The 18,728-nt window shown below is 70.2% G+C and carries 16 protein-coding genes; 6 read left to right on the top strand and 10 right to left on the bottom strand.

Annotation, left to right across the window (positions count from 1 at the left end; all coding sequences use genetic code 11):
- Positions 1-96: 96 nt before the first annotated feature.
- From KGQ19_RS31410 to KGQ19_RS31400, 3 genes are all read right to left on the bottom strand, one after another.
- Positions 97-2,169: a glycosyl hydrolase family 8 gene (locus tag KGQ19_RS31410; RefSeq protein ID WP_212015871.1), complete on the bottom strand. Its 2,073-nt coding sequence runs from the start codon at positions 2,167-2,169 to the stop codon at positions 97-99.
- Between the two features lie 36 nt (positions 2,170-2,205).
- Positions 2,206-5,922 (bottom strand): glycosyl hydrolase 2 galactose-binding domain-containing protein, encoded by a 3,717-nt coding sequence (locus tag KGQ19_RS31405; RefSeq protein ID WP_212015869.1) that lies wholly within the window; start codon positions 5,920-5,922, stop codon positions 2,206-2,208.
- 145 nt (positions 5,923-6,067) lie between these two features.
- Positions 6,068-7,285, bottom strand: coding sequence for a hypothetical protein (locus KGQ19_RS31400; RefSeq protein ID WP_212015867.1), 1,218 nt, complete (start codon positions 7,283-7,285; stop codon positions 6,068-6,070).
- Between the two features lie 269 nt (positions 7,286-7,554).
- On the opposite strand from KGQ19_RS31400, the gene KGQ19_RS31395 reads away from it, so the two are divergent.
- Positions 7,555-8,115 (top strand): hypothetical protein, encoded by a 561-nt coding sequence (locus KGQ19_RS31395; protein ID WP_212015859.1) that lies wholly within the window; start codon positions 7,555-7,557, stop codon positions 8,113-8,115.
- Between the two features lie 64 nt (positions 8,116-8,179).
- Here KGQ19_RS31395 and KGQ19_RS31390 read toward each other — a convergent pair whose 3' ends face one another.
- On the bottom strand, positions 8,180-8,818 hold the full coding sequence (locus KGQ19_RS31390; RefSeq protein WP_212015857.1) for a hypothetical protein: 639 nt from the start codon (positions 8,816-8,818) through the stop codon (positions 8,180-8,182).
- Positions 8,815-9,444, bottom strand: coding sequence for an RNA polymerase sigma factor (locus KGQ19_RS31385; protein ID WP_212015855.1), 630 nt, complete (start codon positions 9,442-9,444; stop codon positions 8,815-8,817). The genes KGQ19_RS31390 and KGQ19_RS31385 overlap by 4 nt, the downstream gene beginning before the upstream one ends.
- 133 nt (positions 9,445-9,577) lie before the next feature.
- Here KGQ19_RS31385 and KGQ19_RS31380 point away from each other — a divergent pair, with 133 nt between their 5' ends.
- On the top strand, positions 9,578-10,681 hold the full coding sequence (locus KGQ19_RS31380; protein ID WP_212015853.1) for a S1C family serine protease: 1,104 nt from the start codon (positions 9,578-9,580) through the stop codon (positions 10,679-10,681).
- A 65-nt stretch (positions 10,682-10,746) separates the two neighbouring features.
- On the opposite strand, the gene KGQ19_RS51300 is transcribed toward KGQ19_RS31380, so the two are convergent.
- Positions 10,747-11,130, bottom strand: a complete 384-nt coding sequence (locus KGQ19_RS51300) for a cupin domain-containing protein (RefSeq protein WP_212015851.1) — start codon at positions 11,128-11,130, stop codon at positions 10,747-10,749.
- 72 nt (positions 11,131-11,202) lie between these two features.
- On the opposite strand from KGQ19_RS51300, the gene KGQ19_RS31370 reads away from it, so the two are divergent.
- From KGQ19_RS31370 to KGQ19_RS31360, 3 genes are all read left to right on the top strand, one after another.
- Complete coding sequence (locus tag KGQ19_RS31370) at positions 11,203-11,673, top strand: MarR family winged helix-turn-helix transcriptional regulator (RefSeq protein WP_212015849.1); 471 nt, start codon at positions 11,203-11,205, stop codon at positions 11,671-11,673.
- Positions 11,674-11,813: 140 nt separating this feature from the next.
- The gene (locus KGQ19_RS31365) at positions 11,814-12,380 is read left to right on the top strand and encodes a class F sortase (protein ID WP_212015847.1); all 567 of its coding nucleotides are present in this window, start codon (positions 11,814-11,816) and stop codon (positions 12,378-12,380) included.
- A gap of 81 nt (positions 12,381-12,461) precedes the next feature.
- On the top strand, positions 12,462-13,634 hold the full coding sequence (locus KGQ19_RS31360; RefSeq protein WP_212015846.1) for a hypothetical protein: 1,173 nt from the start codon (positions 12,462-12,464) through the stop codon (positions 13,632-13,634).
- A gap of 210 nt (positions 13,635-13,844) precedes the next feature.
- Here the strand turns inward: KGQ19_RS31360 and KGQ19_RS31355 are convergent, their stop codons facing one another.
- Positions 13,845-14,348: a GNAT family N-acetyltransferase gene (locus tag KGQ19_RS31355; protein ID WP_230419738.1), complete on the bottom strand. Its 504-nt coding sequence runs from the start codon at positions 14,346-14,348 to the stop codon at positions 13,845-13,847.
- A gap of 232 nt (positions 14,349-14,580) precedes the next feature.
- Here KGQ19_RS31355 and KGQ19_RS31350 point away from each other — a divergent pair, with 232 nt between their 5' ends.
- Complete coding sequence (locus KGQ19_RS31350; protein ID WP_212015844.1) at positions 14,581-15,243, top strand: hypothetical protein; 663 nt, start codon at positions 14,581-14,583, stop codon at positions 15,241-15,243.
- A 58-nt stretch (positions 15,244-15,301) separates the two neighbouring features.
- On the opposite strand, the gene KGQ19_RS31345 is transcribed toward KGQ19_RS31350, so the two are convergent.
- The 3 genes from KGQ19_RS31345 to KGQ19_RS31335 are packed head-to-tail and all read right to left on the bottom strand — an operon-like array spanning position 15,302 to position 18,606.
- A complete protein-coding gene (locus KGQ19_RS31345) occupies positions 15,302-15,967 on the bottom strand; it encodes a response regulator (RefSeq protein WP_212015842.1) in 666 nt (221 codons plus the stop codon).
- A gap of 4 nt (positions 15,968-15,971) precedes the next feature.
- A complete protein-coding gene (locus KGQ19_RS31340; RefSeq protein WP_212015840.1) occupies positions 15,972-17,078 on the bottom strand; it encodes a sensor histidine kinase in 1,107 nt (368 codons plus the stop codon).
- Between the two features lie 10 nt (positions 17,079-17,088).
- Positions 17,089-18,606 (bottom strand): nitrilase-related carbon-nitrogen hydrolase, encoded by a 1,518-nt coding sequence (locus tag KGQ19_RS31335; RefSeq protein ID WP_230419737.1) that lies wholly within the window; start codon positions 18,604-18,606, stop codon positions 17,089-17,091.
- Positions 18,607-18,728: the final 122 nt, after the last annotated feature.

Raw genomic sequence — 18,728 nt, 5'->3', positions numbered from 1 at the left:
AGACCCGGAGCAGAACAGGCACCGGCCCCGACGCCTCCCTCAAAGCGCCGGGGCCGGTGCCGCCCCTTTTCGGTCAGGTTCAGGAATCGGTCAGGTTCAGGAAGTGGTCACCGCGGTGTCGTCGATGACAGAGTTCGTGGTTCCGCCGCTGGTGTCGGTCTCGGAGCCGGTGAACTTCAGCGTGATCGTCTGTCCCGCGTAGGACGAGAGGTCGGCGGTCTGCTGGGAGTAGCCCGAGGCCGCGTTCAGGTTGGAGAACGAGCCGACGGTCGCCAGCACGGTCCCGGAGGAGTTCAGGACCTGCGCCTTGAACGTGTCCGGCTTCGCGGTCGTCGTGTTCTCCGTGGTGTCGATGTGCAGCCAGTAGGTCAGGGTCGCCGTGCAGCCGGCCGGGATGGTCACCGTCTGCGCGACGGTGTCGGTGTCCTTGCTGCTGTTGCCGTTGAACCAGGCGACCCACGAACCGGAGTGCGCCGGTTCAGCCGACGTCGCCTTGGTGATCGGGGTGAAGCCCAGCGTCGAGGACTGGGTCCAGGAGGTCGCGCCGGACTCGAAGCCCGGGTTGGCCAGCAACTGCGCGCCGGTGCACGTCCCGCCGCCGGAGCCGGTGACGGTCAACGAGTACGACGCTGTGTGCGATCCCGAAGACGCGGTCCCGGTGATGGTGATCGGATACGTGCCCGCCGGGGTCGTCGCGGCCGTGGAGACGGTCAGCGTCGAGGACGCCCCCGAGCTCACCGAGGCAGGACTGAAGGCGGCGGTGGCACCGGACGGGAGCCCAGAGGCGGTCAGCGCGACCGACTCCGCCGATCCGGACGTGACCGACGTCCCGACCGAGACCGTCGCCGCGGAACCCTGACTCACCGAGCCGGACGCCGGCGACGCCGAGACCGAGAAGTCGTCGGCCGGCGGCGGGGTGGACACCGAGGCCGGGCTCCAGTAGTCACCGGCCATGACGATCATGACCAGGGTCTTGATGGTCTCGCCGTAGTAGCCGTCGCCGTAGGGGTTGGTCTGGAGGTAGCTCCAGATCTTGTCGGTCCACGCCTGGTCCCCGGCGGCCATCGCCGACGGACCGATCGAGTCCCCGGCCTCCTCGGCGACATCCGAGGTGTTGTAGCCGGTGCAATTCAGGTTCAGGTGCGGGTAGACGTTCGCCGGGTTGTCGCCGGAGACCTGCTTGGCGCACGCCTCCCACTTCTTCGCGTCGCCGAGCTCGAACGAGGCCACCGAAGAGCCGTTCAGCAGCGCGTCGGTCCCCATGTGCCAGGGCACCCGGATCGAGTTGTAGCCGACGATGTTGTCCGGCTGGTCCTCCTGGTAGTTCGCCGGGGCGGGCTTGGGGCTGCTGCCGTCGGCGCCGACCACGAAGTCCGACAACAGGCCGGCGGAGGAGGAGTAGTTGCTCACCAGCGAGCTGTCGACCGCCTCGGTCCGCGAGATGACCTTGCTCCAGTCGTGCGAGGTGTCATACGCCGCGAACGCCCGCAGGTGGTCGATCATGTGGTCCGAGGGCCGGGTGTCGGTGTTCGGACCGTCGTCCTCGCACTTGAGATGGCCGTCCGGGGCCACGTCGTGGTTCCAGAAGTTGGTCAGCCAGGTCTTGGCGTCGCTGGTATATCCGCCCCACTGCTCGTCGGCGAGGATCAGGCCGTAGCCGATGTCCAGGTCGCCGTCGGTGGCGCCGTCCGGCGTGCCGGAGCTGTAGTACTTGCAGCTCTTGCCGTCCAGCTGCCACTGCATCAGGCCGTACTGGTCCTCGTGGTCCTTGACCAGCTGCCACAGTCCGTTGAACTCGGTCTGCGCACTGGCGTCGTACCCGGCCATCAGCGGCACGATGTTCATGCCGTAGCCCTGGCCCTCGGAGACCGGGCCGTTGTTGGTGGCGTCGCCGTCGCCCTTGGTGGAGACGTAGTACTCGTTGCTGGCGCAGCCGTGGACGAGATAGGTGGACTTCCAGGAGTCGTACTGCTTCTCCACGGCGGCGTCCCGGGTGGCCTGCGAGGCCGACGGCATGACGCCGACCTTGTAGGTCTGGTGCTGGGGGAACGCGTAGTTCGGTCCGGCGGCGTGGACGGCGGCCGTCTGGGTGGCGGCGAGCGCCACGCATCCGGCCAGGGTGCTGATTCCGGTCGCCAGGCTGAGCACCCGCTGCGTGCGGCGTTTCACAGTGCTCGATCCTTTCTGCGGTGGGGGTGTGGGGATTCAGCTGGTCTGCAGGGCGGTGTCGTCGGCCACGAAGGTGGTCGTGCCACCGCTGGTGTCGGTCTCCGCGCCGGTGAACTTCAGCGTGACGGTCTGACCGGCGTAGGCGGAGAGGTCGGCGGTGTGCTGGGTGTAGCCGTCGGCCGCGTCGAGGTTGGAGAACGAGCCGACGGTCGCGAGCACGGTTCCGGCGGAGTTCAGGACCTGCACCTTGAAGGTGTCCGGTTTCGCCGTGGTCGTGCTCTCGGTGGAATCGATGTGCAGCCAGTAGGACAGCGCCGCGGTGCAGCCGGCCGGGATCGTGACGGTCTGCGCGGCGGTGTCGGTGTCCTTGCTGCCGTTGCCGTTGAACCAGGCGACCCACGAACCGGAGTGCGCCGGTTCAGCCGACGTCGCCTTGGTGATCGGGGTGAAGCCCAGCGTGGAGGTCTGGGTCCAGTCGACGGCTCCGGACTCGAAGCCGGGATTGGCGAGCAGTTGGGCCGGTGTGCAGGAAGTCCCGCCCGAGGAGTTCACCGTCAGCGAATAGCTCGCGGTGTGCGTCGCGGATGGGGCGGTACCGGTGATGGTGATCGGGTAGGTCCCCGCCGGGGTGTTCGCCGCGGTCGCGACGGTCAGCGTGGCCGAGCCGCCGGCCGTCACCGAGGCCGGGCTGAACGTCGCGGTGGCGCCGGTCGGCAGGCCGGAGGCGGTCAGGGCGACCGATTCCGCGCTTCCGCTCACGACGGAGGTGGACACGGTCGCGGCCGTCGAAGAACCCTGCGTCACGGTCCCGGCGGCCGGGGAGTCGGCGAGCGAGAAGTCGTTCGTGACGCCGGTCCCGGTGCCCGCGACCACGTCGGTCTTCGCCGCGTTCCAGCCGTACAGGCTCACGACCGGCGTCGCGCCCTGGAGGTCGGCGGACTTGAAGGTGGCGGTCAGGGTCTGGGACTCCCCCGGCCACAGCGTGACGTCGTTGTCGCCCCAGACCGCCGAGGTCACCTCGTTGTCGCCGGACAGCTCCGAGCCCGAGGCCGTGCCGCGCCGCAGGTCCGCGCGGAGCAGGAAGCCGACGGTCGGTGTCGTGGACTTGTTGGTGACGGTCACGGTGACCAGACTGTCGGCACCGTTCGGGCCGGGCTGGCTCTTGGTCGAGGCGGTCGTGGACACCGTGGCGGACGGCAGGTTCTGCAGGGCACTGAGATTCGCGTAGGAGGTCATCGTCGCCTGCGGGTTGCCGCCGCCGGACGGGACGGTCTTGCCCCAGTTCACCGCGTCCGGCGTGGTCGAGTCCCAGTAGACGTTGCGGTCGACCACGCCGCCGTTCTGCTTGACCAGCAACTCAACGAAGTAGACCGTGTTGGAGCCGCTGGGCAGCTTCGGCGTGAGCACCTTGTTCTGGACCTTTTGCGAGGCCAGGGACAGTGAACCCGACGTCTGGTCGTCGAGCAGCGTGCCGGAGGTGTTGTAGACCTTCGACTCGACGGTCACGCCGGACTGGGTCTGGCCGGACAGGTTGTCGACCGTCACGGTGTGGTTGTCGAGCGTGTAGATCGCGTGCAGCGAGCGGTTCGCTTCCTGGGCGCCGAAGTAAGCGCCGGCCTGGTCGTAGTCGTTGTTGTAGAGCGACCAGAGCAGCGTCGGCCAGCCCTTGTTCATCTGCCAGTAGATGGTGCCGGTCGAGGGCTGCGTGGAGTTGGTGGAATGCGCGATGAAGGCCTCGAACTGCGCGCGGGTGTCTTCGTAGTTCTGGGCCTGCGCCTCCTGCACGTACTGCACCAGGCTCGACCAGGATCCGTAACGCTTGGAGATGGCCTGGTCCAGGTTGTAGAGCGTGCCGAACGAGTAGCCGCTGTGGCCGGTGCCCTCGTAGTTCGTGTGGTACTGGTTGGCGCCGGTGTTCTGCCACAGGGCGGACTGGTCCGAGGCCGACAGGAAGCGGTTGATCGAGTCCATCGTCGGCACGGTGTCGCCCGCGCTCTGTTCGGAGTCGAAACCCCAGGCGCCGCCGGCGTTGGTCAGCGTCGAGTCGCCGGACGGGTAGTGCGAGGTGTCGTACCAGTAGTTGGCCGGGACCCAGTCATAAGGACCCTCCTTCTCGCCAGACACTCCGAGCTGAGAGCTGGAGTTGTATTCGGCCGAGGAGACGAACGGACCGGGGTAGTCGGCGGCGGCGAAGCCGTTCAGCGCCTCGGATTCCTGGGTCGAGGACGGCGCGTTGTCACTCCATTGGAAGCTGAAGATGCTCGGGTGGTTGCGCCAGACGGCGCCCTGGGTCGTCGCGGTGTTCTGATACACCGTGCCGGCCGAGCCGCTGTTCTCCCACTCGTCGCAGCACTGGTAGCCGACGTTGACCAGGATCCCGGCGGCGTCCATCTGCTGATAGAAGTCCGGCGGCATGAAGTGGCCCTCCAGCCGGATGGCGTTCAGGCCCATGGACTTCATCAGGGCGATCTGTTGCGCGGTGTCCGCCGGGTCGTAGCGCAGGAACAGGTCCGGATCCCAGCCGCCGCCGCGGATCACCAGCGGCTGGCCGTTGATGCCGAACTGCCGGACCCCGGAGGAGGCGGCGCTGCCGGACCCGATCAGGTCCGAGCTGACGGTCCGGATGCCGAAGGTCTCAGAGGTCGAATTCAGGACGGTCGCGTTCTGCGCGACGGCGGTGGTGAGCGTGTAGAGCGGCTGCGCACCCATCTGGTACGGCCACCAGATCTGCGGCGCGGACAGGGTCAGCGCCGGATAGCTCGACGGCGTGAACGTGACGGTCGAGGTCGCGTTGGCGGCGACGGTGACGTTCTGCGTCACCGAGATCGGCGACCCGCCGCCGGGCGGGGTGAGGCTCACCGTGACCGCGCCGGTCTGGGACGAGCCGGTGACGTTGACCACCGACGCCTTCACGGTCAGTGCACTGCTGGACAGGTTGCCGGCGGTGTCCTGGTTCACGTGCGCGTCGTCCACGATCAACGGGCCGCCGGTCTCCAACTGCACCGGGAACTGGATGCCGGTGTTGTTGTCCGGCGGGATCTGGGTCCAGTCCACGTTGTCCAGCGTCAGCATCGAGTTCGGGTTGTTCGGGTGCATCTCGATGGCCAGCGAGTTGGTCCCGCTGACGAGCTTGGAGCCGATGTTGAAGACGTTCTGGACGTAGTCGCCGGTGACCGTCGAGGACGAGGCCACCTGTGAGCCGTTGACCCAGACGTCGGCCGAACCGACGACGCCGTTCAGGATCAATCGCGCGCCCTGGCCGCTCGGCGGCGCGGTGAAGTCGGTGCGGTACCACCACGGGACCGAGAACTGCGCGATGGTGTCCGCACCGATCTTGGTCATCTGCCCGAAGCAGCTCTTCATGTTGCTGGAGAAGTAGACGTTCGGGCACGCGCCGTTCTGGAGCAGGGCATTGATCTCGGTGCCCGGCGCTCCCCCGCCGTCGTTGGCGACGGTCAGCCACCCGGAGGTGGAGAAGCCCGGCGTGGAGATCTGCGAACCGCTCTGGGTGGCGGTCGCACTGGTGAGGACCTTCCAGCCGGTGGCCGCGCCGAGGTTCTGGATCGCCGTGGAGCCGGTGGCCGGATCGGCCGCGGCCCGCGGCGTCACGGCCGGTGGGCTCGGGGGGGCCGGCGAACTGCTGCCGGCCGTCGCGAGTTGGACGGTTCCGGCGAGGACCGCGCAGACGAGTGCGACGGCCCCGAACGCTCGGGTCGCGGTGCGGCGTGTGCGGAGCGTGTCTCTGGATCTCATGCCCGACTCCTCGTGGGCTTGGCGGATGACGCAGAGTGCAGCGGAGCTGGAACAGCGCACGACTGATTTAGGAAAGCTTCCTAACGAGATCGGGGCGTACGCTACTCACCCCCCGACCAGGTCGTCAAGAGTCTGTGAAAGGTCCTTAACCAGAAATGGGGGAAGCCGCCGCCGGATCGCCGGGATCCAGGAACTCCACGAGCGCCAGCGCCGCGAGGAGCAGAGCGGCGAACGTCAGGACAGCCGTACCGCTGGCGTCGTCATAGAGCAGGAACGCGATCAGCGCGACGCCGACCACGGCCGCGCTGACCGCGCGGCGGTGCCGGTTGACCCACGGCCCGACCGGCCCGGTGGACATGCCGACCCGCCGGGTCAGGGCCCTGCCGTGGCCGATCACGGCCTTGCACAGCGCACGGATGTGCCGGGCGAAGGCGGCCGGGCCGGTGAAGTACGCGCCGAGGGCGAGGACCAGCGCGAGCACGGCGATGGTGCGGACCGTCGTGCGCAGAAACCGGACGACCGTGTCGTACAGCAGCATCGCGGCATCAGCGTCCACGCCCGACGGCAGGTGGTCGCGGTAGACGTGGCGGCCGATCCACAGCCCGACGCCGACCAGCGCACAGGTGACGGCGATGGCGAGCTGGCCGTAGCCGAACGCGCGGCGGCGGCGCACCGCCAGCAGGACCCCGGCCACGAACAACACCACCACGATCAGCGGCAGCCAGTTCCCGAAAACCTGCACGACGTTGAACACGGTACGGGCCCTGTGCAACGCGTCGGTCTGGGCCACGACGAAGGTGGCGTTGATGTCGGGAATGTCGGCGGCGGCCGGGAATCCCGCGGCGGCCAGCTGCTGCTTGGCCGCGTCCTCGATCGGGGCCAGGCTGATCGTCACCTGGCCGTCGCCGGTGCCGATCACGCCGCTGGAGCCGGTGAGGGCGTCCATGAGGACGGTGTGCGCGGCGCGGTTGGCCTGGTTCCACAGGCTGGGGAAGGCGCTGGAGGTGACGACCTGGTGGACGGCCTGCTGCACGAAGTCGGTGATGCCACCGGTCAGCGCGCCGGAAAGGTTCTGGAGCGTCGATCCCAGCTTCGGCTGGCTCGGGGCCGCCGCAGTGAGCGCGCCGGTGACCGCGCCGACCAGACCTTTGACATCGAGCCGGCTGACGATCGCGGTGGTGACCTGGGTGGTGACGGCGTTCTGGACCACCGGGTCGGTGGCGAGCGGGGCGACGGTCGCGACGTAGCGGTCGGTGTCGCCGAGCTCGTCGGCCATCCAGACGGAGGCCACGGCGAGCGGGGCGAGGAGGGCCGCGAGGGTGAGGAGGAGGGCAGAGGCGATGGAGCGGATGCGGTGCGCCACTCCTTGCCTCCGGTCCCGTCGCTGAGGCGGGCGCCGCGTGGACCCGCGCCGGTCCAGTCGAAGGCTGATGGTGTCCGGCGGCCACCGGGGTTCGGCCGGCGGAGTGAGGCGGGACGCTGCACGCGGCCTCGTTCGGAGTAGCGGCAGGGCGGTTCCGGCGTGCCGGATCGGCGCTGAGCGCTGAGGGCCGCCGGACCGACTCCTTGAACTCATGTCAGGATTCCCATACAGTCAAGCGTAAGGAAATCCTGACATAAAAGGAGCGCGCGATGGGCTGGCTCTACGAAGGCGTCCCCGACGAGGAGCACGAGGGCCACGCGGTCGGGGTGCTGGCCAACGGCGTCATCCCGGCCTACGGCTCCGGCGGCCGCTGGTCCGAGCTGGAGTTCCGGGACGGCTGGTGGTCGGCGGGCGGCAGCGTGGACGACCCGGGCGTGGAACCGGCGTGGCTGCTCCCGGCGTGCGTGTGCGGGTGGCGCGGCGAGCGGGTCGGGTACGACCCGCAGGCCGAGGCGGCGGCGCGCGGACAGTGGGACATCCACATGGACGACGTCACCGTGTACTTCCTCGCCGCCGCCAAGGCCGCCGAGGGATTCGTCAGCGCGCTCCAGACGGCGCGCGAGGAAGGCGAGTACGACGCCCGCCCGCTGGCGGTCATCAAGGCTCTGCGGGTCACGCAGAGCCGCGTCGGCTCCGAGATCGCGACGGCCGTGGGGGCCGCTCGGGCCCGGGAGCTGAGCTGGGAACTGATCGGCGAGGCGCTGGGCGTGACCCGGCAGACCGCGCATGAACGGTATCGGGAGATCGAGGCCGTCGCGGCGCAGGAGTGAGCAGCAAGAACGAGCTCCGGACCGGCGTCCCCCGCGCCGATCCGGAGCTGGTCAGTACCCGGACTCAGCCGTGCTGCCGGTCCAGCGCCGGCGCGGAGCCGGGGCCCGGCTGCGTGTGCAGACCGCCGCCGTCACCGCTCACGGCGCCGTTCGGCGGCACGACCGGCAGGCTCACGCACGCCGGCACCGGGCCGGTGGTCAGCACCATGCCGACCTGGCCCTTGACACCGTCGAAGCCGAACGCGATCAGCATGGTCTCGTTCTTCGGCAGGCCCTGGGCCTGGATGGTGACCGTGTCCTTGCCGCCGGGACCCGCCTGCATGCGCAGGCCCGTCTTGCCGACGTTCGGGGTGGGGGTGGCGAAGGAATCGAGCGACGGGCAACCGGGCGTCGCCTTGAGCACGACCGCGCTGGCCCCCATCTTGTGCAGCTTGGCGTTCGCACCGGAGATGCCCTCGGCCTTGGTGACCGAGACCGTCACGGTGCCGTCGTGGTTGTCGGTCACGGCGTAGGCCGAGGCGGTGCCGCTGAAGACGGTGAAGCCGACGACCGCGGCGCCGGCCGCCGCGACGGTGCCGGCACTGGCCCAGGCCGGGCGGGTGTACCGGCGGCGGGCGGGGGTCGGCGCGGCAGTGGCCGAGGTCAGCTCGGCCCCGTGCTCGGCCATCAGGTCCTCGAAGAGGCTGTCGGCGAAGTCGGTCATGATGTCACTCCGGATTCCGGGCGCGGGTCGTGCGCCCTTCGTAGACGGGTTCGGGCGCGCATGAGCCGCATGCGGAGCGCGCCCGCGGAGATGCCGAGCACTCTCGCCGCCTCCTTGGCCTTCAGGCCCGCGAGGTCGACCAGTTCGACGGCTTGGCGGTCCAGCTCCGGCAGCCTGGTCAGCTCGGTGACCAGGGCCCGGCCGGCCCGCTCGGCGTCGATGCGGTCGAGGAGTTCTTCGACGTGGTCCGCCGCCAGATCGCGGCGCCCGGCCAGCCGCACCGCGCGTTCGCGCTGGCGCGCGTCGGTCTCGCAGTGCTTGGCGAAGACCCGGCGCGCTATGCCGAACAGCCAGGCGCGCGCGGTGCCGCGGCGGGGGTCGAAGGTCGAGTAGGAGGTGATCGCCTCGACGAAGGTGTCCGCGGTCAGGTCGGCGACCGTCTGCGGGTCCGTGGTGCGTCGGGCGAAATAGGCGGTGACCGCGTCGATGGTGGCGCGGTACAACTGCTCGAAACCGGCGGCGGGGTCGTGGTCCGGGGCCGGCCGCCGGGGGCCCGGCGGATGCGTGGGCTCCGTTCGCGGCTGATCTCGAGGGCGCTTGGGTCGCTGCGTCGTCGTCTCGCTCACACCTGTAGTTGCCGTCCGCGCCGGATTCTGTCACACCCGGCGGTTCACACGTCCGGCGCTGGCGACGTTTGCGCAGGCCCCGGGGCGCGCAAACCAGCGGGTGACCGTTGCCCCCGACTCAGCGAGGTCACCGTTGAACCAGCGTGCGAACAAGGGTGCGGCCGCGGCCGCCGCGGTGTCCGTGCTCCTGCTGGCCGCCGCCGGCTGCGGATCGTCGAAGGCGAAGTCGTCGGACTCGGCGCCGGCCGCGGCGTCCTCCAGCTCCCCGACGCCGTCCGCCTCGGCCTCGGCGCAGACCGCCGACCAGTTGCAGTCGGACTACGAGCAGGTGGTCTCGAACGTGCTGCCCTCGGTGGTGCAGATCAGCACCAGCAGCGGACTGGGCTCCGGCGTGGTCTACGACGCCAAGGGCGACATCGTCACCAACGCCCACGTCGTCTCCGGCGCCACCAGCTTCCAGGTCACCCAGCCCACCGGCGGCCAGCCGCTGACCGCCTCGCTGGTCGGCAGCTACCCGGCCGGTGACATCGCGGTGATCCGGGTCGGCAGCGGCGGGGGCACCCTGAAGCCGGCCAAGTTCGGCGACTCCACCAAGCTGCGGGTCGGGCAGGTCGTGCTGGCGATGGGCAGTCCGCTCGGGCTGACCGGCACCGTGACCGAGGGCATCGTCTCGGCGCTGGGCCGGACCGTCACCTCCAACGACGGCTCCAGCGGCGGCGGCGCGGCGATCACCGTCGGCGACGCCATCCAGACCTCGGCGGCGATCAACAACGGCAACAGCGGCGGCGCGCTGGTCGACCTGTCCAGCGAGGTGGTCGGCATCCCGTCGGCCGCGGCGCTGAACCCGGAGCTGGGCAACAGCGCCGCACCGGGCATCGGCTTCGCGATCCCGACCGCCACCGCCACCCAGATCGCCGACCAGCTGATCGCCTCCGGGAAGGTGACCGACTCCGGGCGCGCCGGGCTCGGGGTGAAGGTGATCGGCGTGGTCGACAACAACGGGCAGCCGGCCGGCGTGGGCATCGCCGAACTCGAGCCGAACAGCGCCGCTGGGAACGCGGGGTTGAAGGTCGGGGACGTGATCACCGCGGTGAACGGCTCCTCGACGCCGGACCTGACGACGCTGTCCCAGGTGCTGGTGTCCCTCAAGCCGGGACAGCAGGTCCCGGTCGCCTACACGGCGCCGGACGGGTCGAAGCACACTGCGACGGTCACGCTGGGGACTTTGAACGGGTAGGGCGGTCGGTCTGGCTTCACCGAGTCACGCGGTTCAGGCGGTCAGGCGATCAGGCGGTCAGGCGATCAGGCGGTCCACGGCGGCACGACGCCGTCGCCCTCCCGCGGCAGCATCCACGCGCGGCCCCCGACCGGAGCGGTCACGATCGCGCTGAACCCGGTCGCGGCGTCCGGGACGACCTGGCGCTCGGCGTCGGCCGGGACCACGACGGTGTCCCCGGCCCGCACGGTGTGGGTCTCCCCGTCCACGGTCACCTCGGCACCGCCCTCGGTGAAGACCCAGATCTGCTCGACATTGATGACGTGCAGCGGACCGGCCGGCGCGGTGGCGGCGACGTCCACCCGCCAGATCGGCCGCTCCGCCGCCCCGAGGGTCGGCGAGGCGAGGGTGGTCATGGTGCCCGCCGGGGTCTGGGCCTGGCGGTTCTCGGAAGTACGGATGACAGGCATGGTCGCTCCTGGGATCACATCGACTAGAATCGACAACAGTGTTGTCCTTAATAGACAATGGGGTTGTCGATTGTGTCAAGCACTCTTCCGCCGCGCGGCTCCGACCTGCCGTTACTCCTGCTGCTCGGATTCCGCGCCCTGATCGACGACGTGCACGCCGAGCTCGCCGAGGCCGGGCACGCCGGCTTCCGGCCGCTGCACGGCGTCACGTTCAAGGCCATCGGCGACGGGGTCACCGCCTCCGAGCTGGGGCGGCGGCTCGGAGTGTCCAAGCAGGCGGCCGGAAAGACGATCGAGGGGCTGGAGCGCGAGGGGTACGTGGAGCGGGTCGCGGACCCGGAGGACGCGCGCAGCAAGATCATCCGACTCACGTCGCGCGGGGTGGACGTGCAGCAGCAGGCGTTCAAGGTGATGGCGGACCTGCGGGCGCGCTGGGCTGAGCGGCTCGGCGAGGAACGGATGGCCGCGATCGAGGAAGCGCTGCGGGAGATGACGGCCGACCGGGAGACGCGGTTCGACATTCCGGGGTGGTTCAACGGGTAGGGCACGGCCGGTCGCTATGGTCGGGATGCGTGCGGATCATTCGGGTTTGGGTAGCTGCGGCAGTGGCCTTCGGTTGCGTGGCCGGCTGTGCGGGCGGGCCTCGTTCGGGAGTACCGGCGCGGTCTTTGCGGCCGGTGGCCGTGGCTTCTAGTGCGGCTCCGGCTCCGCCGGCACCTGCACCGCCTACGCCGTCGGCATCGTCCACGACTCTCTCGTCCGACGGCATCCCGACCCTGCTGACCATTCCCGCGCTCGGCATCAAAGCCCCGATCGTCGTCACCGGCACCGATCCCGACGGCGTTCCCGAGACCCCGCCCTTCGACCGGCCGGACGAGGTGGGTTGGTACGGCCGCACGGCGTCGCCGGGCAGCCAGGGCGCGTCGGTGATCTGGGGCCATCTGGACACCCCGAAGCAGACAGCTGTCTTCCTCTATCTCAGAGATCTGCGTCCCGGCGCACAGATCCAGGTGGCGCGTGACGACGACACCGAGGCGACGTTCACGGTGGAGCGGGTGGCCACCTACCCGGACGACAGCTTCCCCAGCGACCTCGTCTACAACGACCCCGGCTACCCCGCCCTCCGCCTCATCACCTGCGGCGGCGGCTTCGACCGGGCGACCCACGCCTACCTCAGCACCGTGATCGTCTTCGCCCGGCTGACCGCGATCGGGTCCTCGGCGAACGGCTCCGGCACCGGCCCGAGCTGATCATCGGTCTTATACCGCCCCCAGCCGATCCGGCCCGTGTCGGTCCGGCCCCTCGGGGCCCGGACCGTCTCGACTGTGATCATGAAACATCGACTGCTCACCGGCCTCGCCGTAGCACCTTTGACCCTTGCCGTCCTGACCGCCGGGCCCGCTGGCGCGGTCGCCGGCGTCCGCGTCACCACCCTGTCCGGAGCCCAGGGCTGGCGCGTCTCGCCGTCCAACACCGGCGAGGTGGCCATCTCCGGCGCCGTGGACGACCCGGTCCGCAAGGACGGCAGCCTGCGCCTGGACAACCTGGCCGGCGGCGCCCGCGCCCAGGCGCAGTTGCCGCTGGTCGCCCCGCTGGGCAAGGTGGCCGGCAGCCGGATCGCGTACAGCGCCTACGTCGCCTCCGGCGCCGACCCGCAGTACGGGGTGAACCTGCAGCTGGAGATCGCCGGCGGCAACTTCTACACGACCCTGAGCTACCAGCCGCACCTCGACGGCGGCTTGGGCACCGGCACATGGCGCACGTTCGCCAACCGCCGCGGCGCGGCCGTCTGGTGGTCCTCCCGCGCCTTCGGCGCCATCCCGGCGAACAAGCCGGTGACGCTGGCCGACGTGGTCGCCGCCGAGGGGCCGAACGCGCACGTGATCAACGTCTACCTGAACGTCAGCGCGGCCCTGGACGCCTACGCCGACAACGTGGCGGTGGACGGGGTGCGCTACAACTTCGCGGCGACCCCGAAGCCGCTGACGGTCACATACGACATGCGCTGTGAGGAGGGCGGCGGCGGCACAGTCGCGATCAGCGCGGCCAACAACACCGCCTCGACGCAGCGGCTGGACGTCCAGGGCGCGGGCCTGACGCCGCACACGCTGCGCATCAGCGTCCCGCCGAACGGCAAGGCCACCAAGAGCGCGCGCATCGGCACTGCGCCGACTGTGGTGACCGCGCGCCGCGTGGGGGGCGGCTCCAAGTCGGCGACCCTGCGCGGCTGTCCCGAGGCGGGCAAGGGCACCGCGCCGGAGCAGAGCGGCGACCTGACGCCCGGCGTGCCGGGCAAGGCCGGCGGCGGCTTCGCGGCCGAGAGCGGACGGGCCGAGAGCGGACGGGCCCAGAGCGGACGGCCGGTACTGGCCGCGGCGGTGACGGAGCCGGCGAAGCAGGCTGCTCATTCGGTCGGGACGCTCGCCGGGAGCATGGTCGCCGGGGCGGGAGTCGCGTTCGCGGGGACGGCGATGGTGCGGCGGCGCAAGGGCGCTCGGCGCTGAGGATCGTCGTCAATGGCGGTGCGGCGGCGGGACAGGACTCGGCGCCGCACCGACTTGTTGGCGGCACGGCAAACGGAACTTGCTTCGCGATATTGACGACGTCGGCCGCGACTCGGCTCAACTCGGCTCGGCTCGGCTCGGCTCGGCGGCGGCTCGGCGGCGAGAGCCGTCTTCGCAGTCGACAGCCCGGCAAACACCCAGCTCGTAGCCCTAGCCCTCCGGCGCCAAATAGATCCGCACCCTCGCGGGCAACCCATCCGCCGCGATCCAGCCGCCGGTGTCCTTCCGAACAAAGCGCCAGCCCGCCCGCTCGTAGAGCGCGATCGGCCCCGGCGCGTTGGCGTCCACTTCCAGCACCGCTTGACGCGCCTCGTCAACCGCCGCCCGCACCGCACGGTCGAGCAGGTCGGCGGCCAGTCCTCCGCGCCGCGCCTCCACCGCCACGTAGAGCCGCCCCACCAGAGCCAGCTTCTCCGCTGGCAGGCCGATTCCGTCGGCGAAGGTGTCGCTGGGCTGGGTGAGTAGCACGTTCCCCAGCACCGTCTCGGCGTCGGCCGCGATCCAGGCGCCGAGCATGCGGTCGGGCGTCAGCCAGTGCTGCGGGTCGGCGGGCCAGTGGACCGGGTAGCCGTCCTTCTCGTGCACGCCTCGCAGTGCCTGCACGCAGCCCGGCAGGTCCTCGTCGCGCCGGGGTCTGATCACTGGTGCGGCCATGGCGCCCAGGATAGCCAGCGTGGTTGAGCGGCGGGCGGCCCGTCCGAGCCCCTCCTGAAGATGACACCTTCAGATGACAACACCAGATGGCAACACACGGAGAAAAGCGATTCAGTTCCCGGTGACTGCCGCACCGTGAAACTCCTCAGTCAATGGCCTGCCTCGTGATGTAGGCTCTCCCGGCGCCCGGGATCTGGGCGCCGGGAAATCGGGTTATCCGGGGGGATAGACCATGTACGCACAGCTTCCGTGCTCTGATCCGGTCTGCCGGACCGTCGCCGGCGTGCCGTCCAGCCTGCTGCCGTTGCAACTGCGGGTCGTCGTGCAGCCGGCCGGCGCGCCGCTGGGGGACGACGCGTTCACCGTCGCCTTCCACCCGGATCTGATCGGCGCGGTCGTGGTGAAGGGGCGCCAGGACGAGGCGCTGGTGCTGACCCGGCATCTGGCCGCGACGTGGCAGGTGCCCGCCGCGCGGCTGTGGGAGGACGCGCTTCGCGCGCTGAGCGTCGAACCGCTGGACGTGCGGCAGTTCACCCTGCCCGCCTCCCGCACCGAGGCCTACTCGGTGACCGGCATGGGCTGGCCCGGCGCCGCGCACATGTTCCGGCTGGAGCCGGTGCTCAGCCGCCGGCTGCCGCTCGGCGCGCTGGTGATGCTGATGGACGGCAACTCGTTCGTCGCGCTGCCGCTGGAGTCGAACGCGACCCTGCACGCCGCCTCCGCGCTCTGGGATCTGAACGAGACGCTGGGCCGGCACGCGCTGGAGCCGCTGCCGCCGCGGCTGTTGTGGGTGCGCGGGTGGACGGTGCGCGATCTCAACGCGGCGGTGGTCGACGGGACGTTCACTGCCACGCTGCCTCGGGAGCTCGGCGCTCCTTTGGCGGAGCTGAACTGATCTAGTCGCTGATCTGGTTCGCTAACTCAGTTCTCTGATCCAGCCCACTGATCCAGTCCTAAGACCCGCCCTCGTCCGAACCGGCGGCCACCAGGCCGGATTCGTAGGCGAAGACGACGGCCTGGGCCCGGTCACGCAGGCCGAGTTTGGCCAGCAGGTTGCTGACGTGACTCTTCACCGTGTGCTCGCTGACCACCAGCGCCGCGGCGATCTCGGCGTTGGAGTGCCCGCGCGCCACCTGGCGCAGCGTGTCGAGCTCGCGCTCGGTCAGCTTGTCCAGCTCCCTGCGCAGCGCCGCCCGGGGTGTGCCGCGACTCAGGGCGTCCTGGATCAGCCGCCGGGTGACGCTCGGGGCCAGCAGGGACTCCCCGGCCATGACGAGCCGGACCGCGCGGACCAGGTCGTCGCGCCGGACGTCCTTGAGCAGGAACCCGCTGGCCCCGGCGCGCAGCGCGTCGTAGACGTAGGCGTCGATGTCATACATGGTCAGCACCAGGACCTTCGCCGACGTGCGGCGGCAGATCTGCGCGGTGGCCGCCACACCGTCGACGCCGGGCATCCGGATGTCCATCAGCACCAGGTCCGGATCGAGGGCCACCGCCTTCTCGACCGCCTCTCGGCCGTCGGCCGCCTCACCGACGACGACGATGTCCTCGTGGGCGTCCAGGATCATGGCGAAGCCGCTGCGGAACAACTCCTGGTCGTCGGCTACGAGTACGCGCATGGGGCTATCCGATCGGCAAGGTGACGGTGACGGTGAAACCGCGCGGTTCGATGGCGATGGTCCCTCCGCATGCTTCCACGCGTTCGCGCATCCCGGTCAGGCCATGCCCCTCACGCGAACCGGCCGAGCCGTGCCCGTCGTCGCTCACCTCGATGCCCAGCGTGTGATCCTGCCAGCACAGGCGCAGCCGGGCGGTGCGGGCTCCGGCGTGGCGCACCGTGTTGGTCAGGCATTCCTGGATGACGCGGTAGGCGGCGATGTCCACCGTGGCCGAGGTGCGCCGCCGGGTACCGGTCTCCTCGGCGTGGACGGCGAGACCGGCTTGCTGCACGCGCCCGATCAGGGCGGGCAGCGCGTCGAGCCCGGGCCCATCGTCACCGCGCAGCGTGCCCAGTAGCACCCGAAGCTGCCCGATGGCCTCCCGGCCGGTCGCGGAGATCGCCTCGAAGGCCGCTTCGGCCTTCGCCGGGTCGTCCCGCACGACCAGCGGCCCGGCCTCGGCCTGCACGGTCATGAGCCCGACCGAGTGCGTGACGATGTCGTGCATGTCGCGCGCGATGCGGGTGCGCTCCTCCGCGGCCGCCAACGCGCGTTCCTCCGCCGTCCGCCGGGTGCGTTCGGCCTCTGCGTCGGCATGGGTACGCCGGGCGCGGGTGCCGACGCCCAGCGCGTAGGCCGCCACGAACTCGGTCGTGACGGCCCGGAAGACGTCCAGATCGTTGTGCTTCGGCACCACCAGCGAGACGACGACGCCGACGGACAGCACGACGATGCCTGCCGTACGCCACACCGGCCGGGCGAGCTCGGCGAACGTGTAGGTGCAGACCAGCGGCCCGTAGGGGGCCAGTAGCAACGGTTCGGACGAGGCCGGGTTGTATGCCAGTTCCAGCACGGTGATGGCCAGACCGACCACGATGCACACTTGGATGAGCCAGACACGGCGCCACAGCACCGGGACCGAGCTCAGGACGGTCAGCACCATGGCCCACCACGGCTGGGGGTGCGGTACGAGCGCGGGCACGAGCGCGGCGGCGGTGACCACGGCCGCGAGTACCGCGTCCGCGCGCGGTACTCGGCCGAAGGCTTCTGCCCACCATGGCCCCAGTCCCACCTGGGTCAACTTAGTGCCCGGTGGGCTGTGTCGTCCGGGTGGGCTGTGTCATCGTGGCGCCCGGCTTCTTCGTGGCGTTCCTGTCGGAATACGCGACGCCGAGGCCCGCGAACAGCAGGATGACGCACGACCACGCGAACCAGTCACCGAAACGCGTATACAGCGTGGACGCCGCGCGGGCCGGCAGTGCGGCGGTCATCGAGACCATTGCCGCGCCGGAGGTCCGGCCCTCGGCGATCACGCGGCCGTACGGATCGCTGACTGTCAGGGCACCCTGGCGTGCGGCACGCACCACAGTCATGCCGTTCTCGACGCCCCGGGTGACCGCCATCCTGCTGTGCAGCCACGCGTCGTCGGAGAAGTCCCATGCCGGGACGAACAACGTGGTGGCGCCGTGGTCGCGGTAGTCGCGCACCAGGCTGGGGAAGTCGAGGTCGAAGCAGACGGCGATGGCCCACTGGTCCTGCCGGGCCGGGGCATAGGCCGGGACGTAAGCCCGGCTGTGTCCAGCAGTCAGGTCGCTTTCCACACCGGTGACGAGATGCCGCTTGAAGTAGGTGACCGGGGCGCCCCCTGCCGCCGGCAGATCGATCGCCGCGTTGAAGGACTCGTTGCCCCGGTTCAGAATCAGCCCGACGACGATGTCGCTGTGCTGCTTCCGGGCAAGCCGCGCAAGCGGGCCGGTCAGGGCGGGAAGGCTCGCGTCGTCGGCGACGAACACCTTCTCCGGCAGGACGATGACACGCAGATCCTGACCGGATAGCGCCTGAACGCCGCCAAGGTAGGCGTTGAGCAGATCCCGGCTGGCGGTCGAATCGACCGGCGTCGGATCGATGGCGCGGTCACTGGCCAGCAGAGCCACGTGCTCGCTCGATGGCGCGTGCGAGGAGTGAAGCCGCGCCACGCCGTAGCCCAACACCACCACCAGAGCCGCCATCGCGACGACGGCCGGCCGCCGACGTCGCCACCGCACCTGACCTCGCGCCTGCGGAACGACCAGCGCGGCAGCCGCCGCCGGTACCAGCAGCACGAGAAAGGTGACGCCCCAGATCCCGGTGACCGAGACGAGCTGCAACACCGGCAGCACACCGGCCTGGGTGTAGGCCAGACTCCACCACGCGCCGAACGGCGCCGCGTGCGACATCACCAGCTCCACCGTGACCCACGCCGCCGGAAACACAACGGTCGCCAACAGCAGCCGCCGCTGCCGCATCAGGGCACGTACCAGCAACACCACAAGCCCGAACAACAACGCCGACCCCACAATGATCAGCGCCGCCACCACCACCGGGATCCCGACGGTACTGATGAAGTAGCGCCACATCGCCGACTCCCCACCCAGCCACGCCGCACCGGCGAGGCCGAAGGCGGCACGCTTGCCTACCCGGGGTGCCATCAGCAGCACTGGGAATGGCGCGAGCCAGATGAGCCAGGGCACTGGGCTCAGGCCTGTGCTCAGGTAGAACAGGGTTGCCGACGCTACTGCGGCACCGATTGCCGCAGCCGTTAGCCGTTTGTCAGTGCGCATTGATTTATCAGCGTTCACCGAGACGTCTCCTCTGCCTAGGAACCGCCTCAGTGAACTGCGCAGAAACCGGTAGGCACATCGCCGCCGCGAGCGAACTTCGGCTCGTTCGTGGGGACTAGGGG

It is taken from the genome of Catenulispora pinistramenti (genome assembly GCF_018274385.1).
GTDB classification, from domain to species: Bacteria; Actinomycetota; Actinomycetes; order Streptomycetales; family Catenulisporaceae; genus Catenulispora; species Catenulispora pinistramenti.
Note: the sequence above shows the minus strand (reverse complement) of the source record. Positions and strands in the feature narration are given on the sequence as shown.

What these genes read in the sequence shown, in the direction of transcription:
- KGQ19_RS31350 (WP_212015844.1), top strand. Translation starts at nt 14,581, where the DNA reads ATGTACGCACAGCTTCCGTGCTCTGATCCGGTCTGCCGGACCGTCGCC.
- KGQ19_RS31355 (WP_230419738.1), bottom strand. Translation starts at nt 14,348, where the DNA reads ATGGCCGCACCAGTGATCAGACCCCGGCGCGACGAGGACCTGCCGGGC.
- KGQ19_RS31395 (WP_212015859.1), top strand. Translation starts at nt 7,555, where the DNA reads ATGGGCTGGCTCTACGAAGGCGTCCCCGACGAGGAGCACGAGGGCCAC.
- KGQ19_RS31345 (WP_212015842.1), bottom strand. Translation starts at nt 15,967, where the DNA reads ATGCGCGTACTCGTAGCCGACGACCAGGAGTTGTTCCGCAGCGGCTTC.
- KGQ19_RS31360 (WP_212015846.1), top strand. Translation starts at nt 12,462, where the DNA reads ATGAAACATCGACTGCTCACCGGCCTCGCCGTAGCACCTTTGACCCTT.
- KGQ19_RS31405 (WP_212015869.1), bottom strand. Translation starts at nt 5,922, where the DNA reads ATGAGATCCAGAGACACGCTCCGCACACGCCGCACCGCGACCCGAGCG.
- KGQ19_RS31390 (WP_212015857.1), bottom strand. Translation starts at nt 8,818, where the DNA reads ATGACCGACTTCGCCGACAGCCTCTTCGAGGACCTGATGGCCGAGCAC.
- KGQ19_RS51300 (WP_212015851.1), bottom strand. Translation starts at nt 11,130, where the DNA reads ATGCCTGTCATCCGTACTTCCGAGAACCGCCAGGCCCAGACCCCGGCG.
- KGQ19_RS31335 (WP_230419737.1), bottom strand. Translation starts at nt 18,606, where the DNA reads ATGCGCACTGACAAACGGCTAACGGCTGCGGCAATCGGTGCCGCAGTA.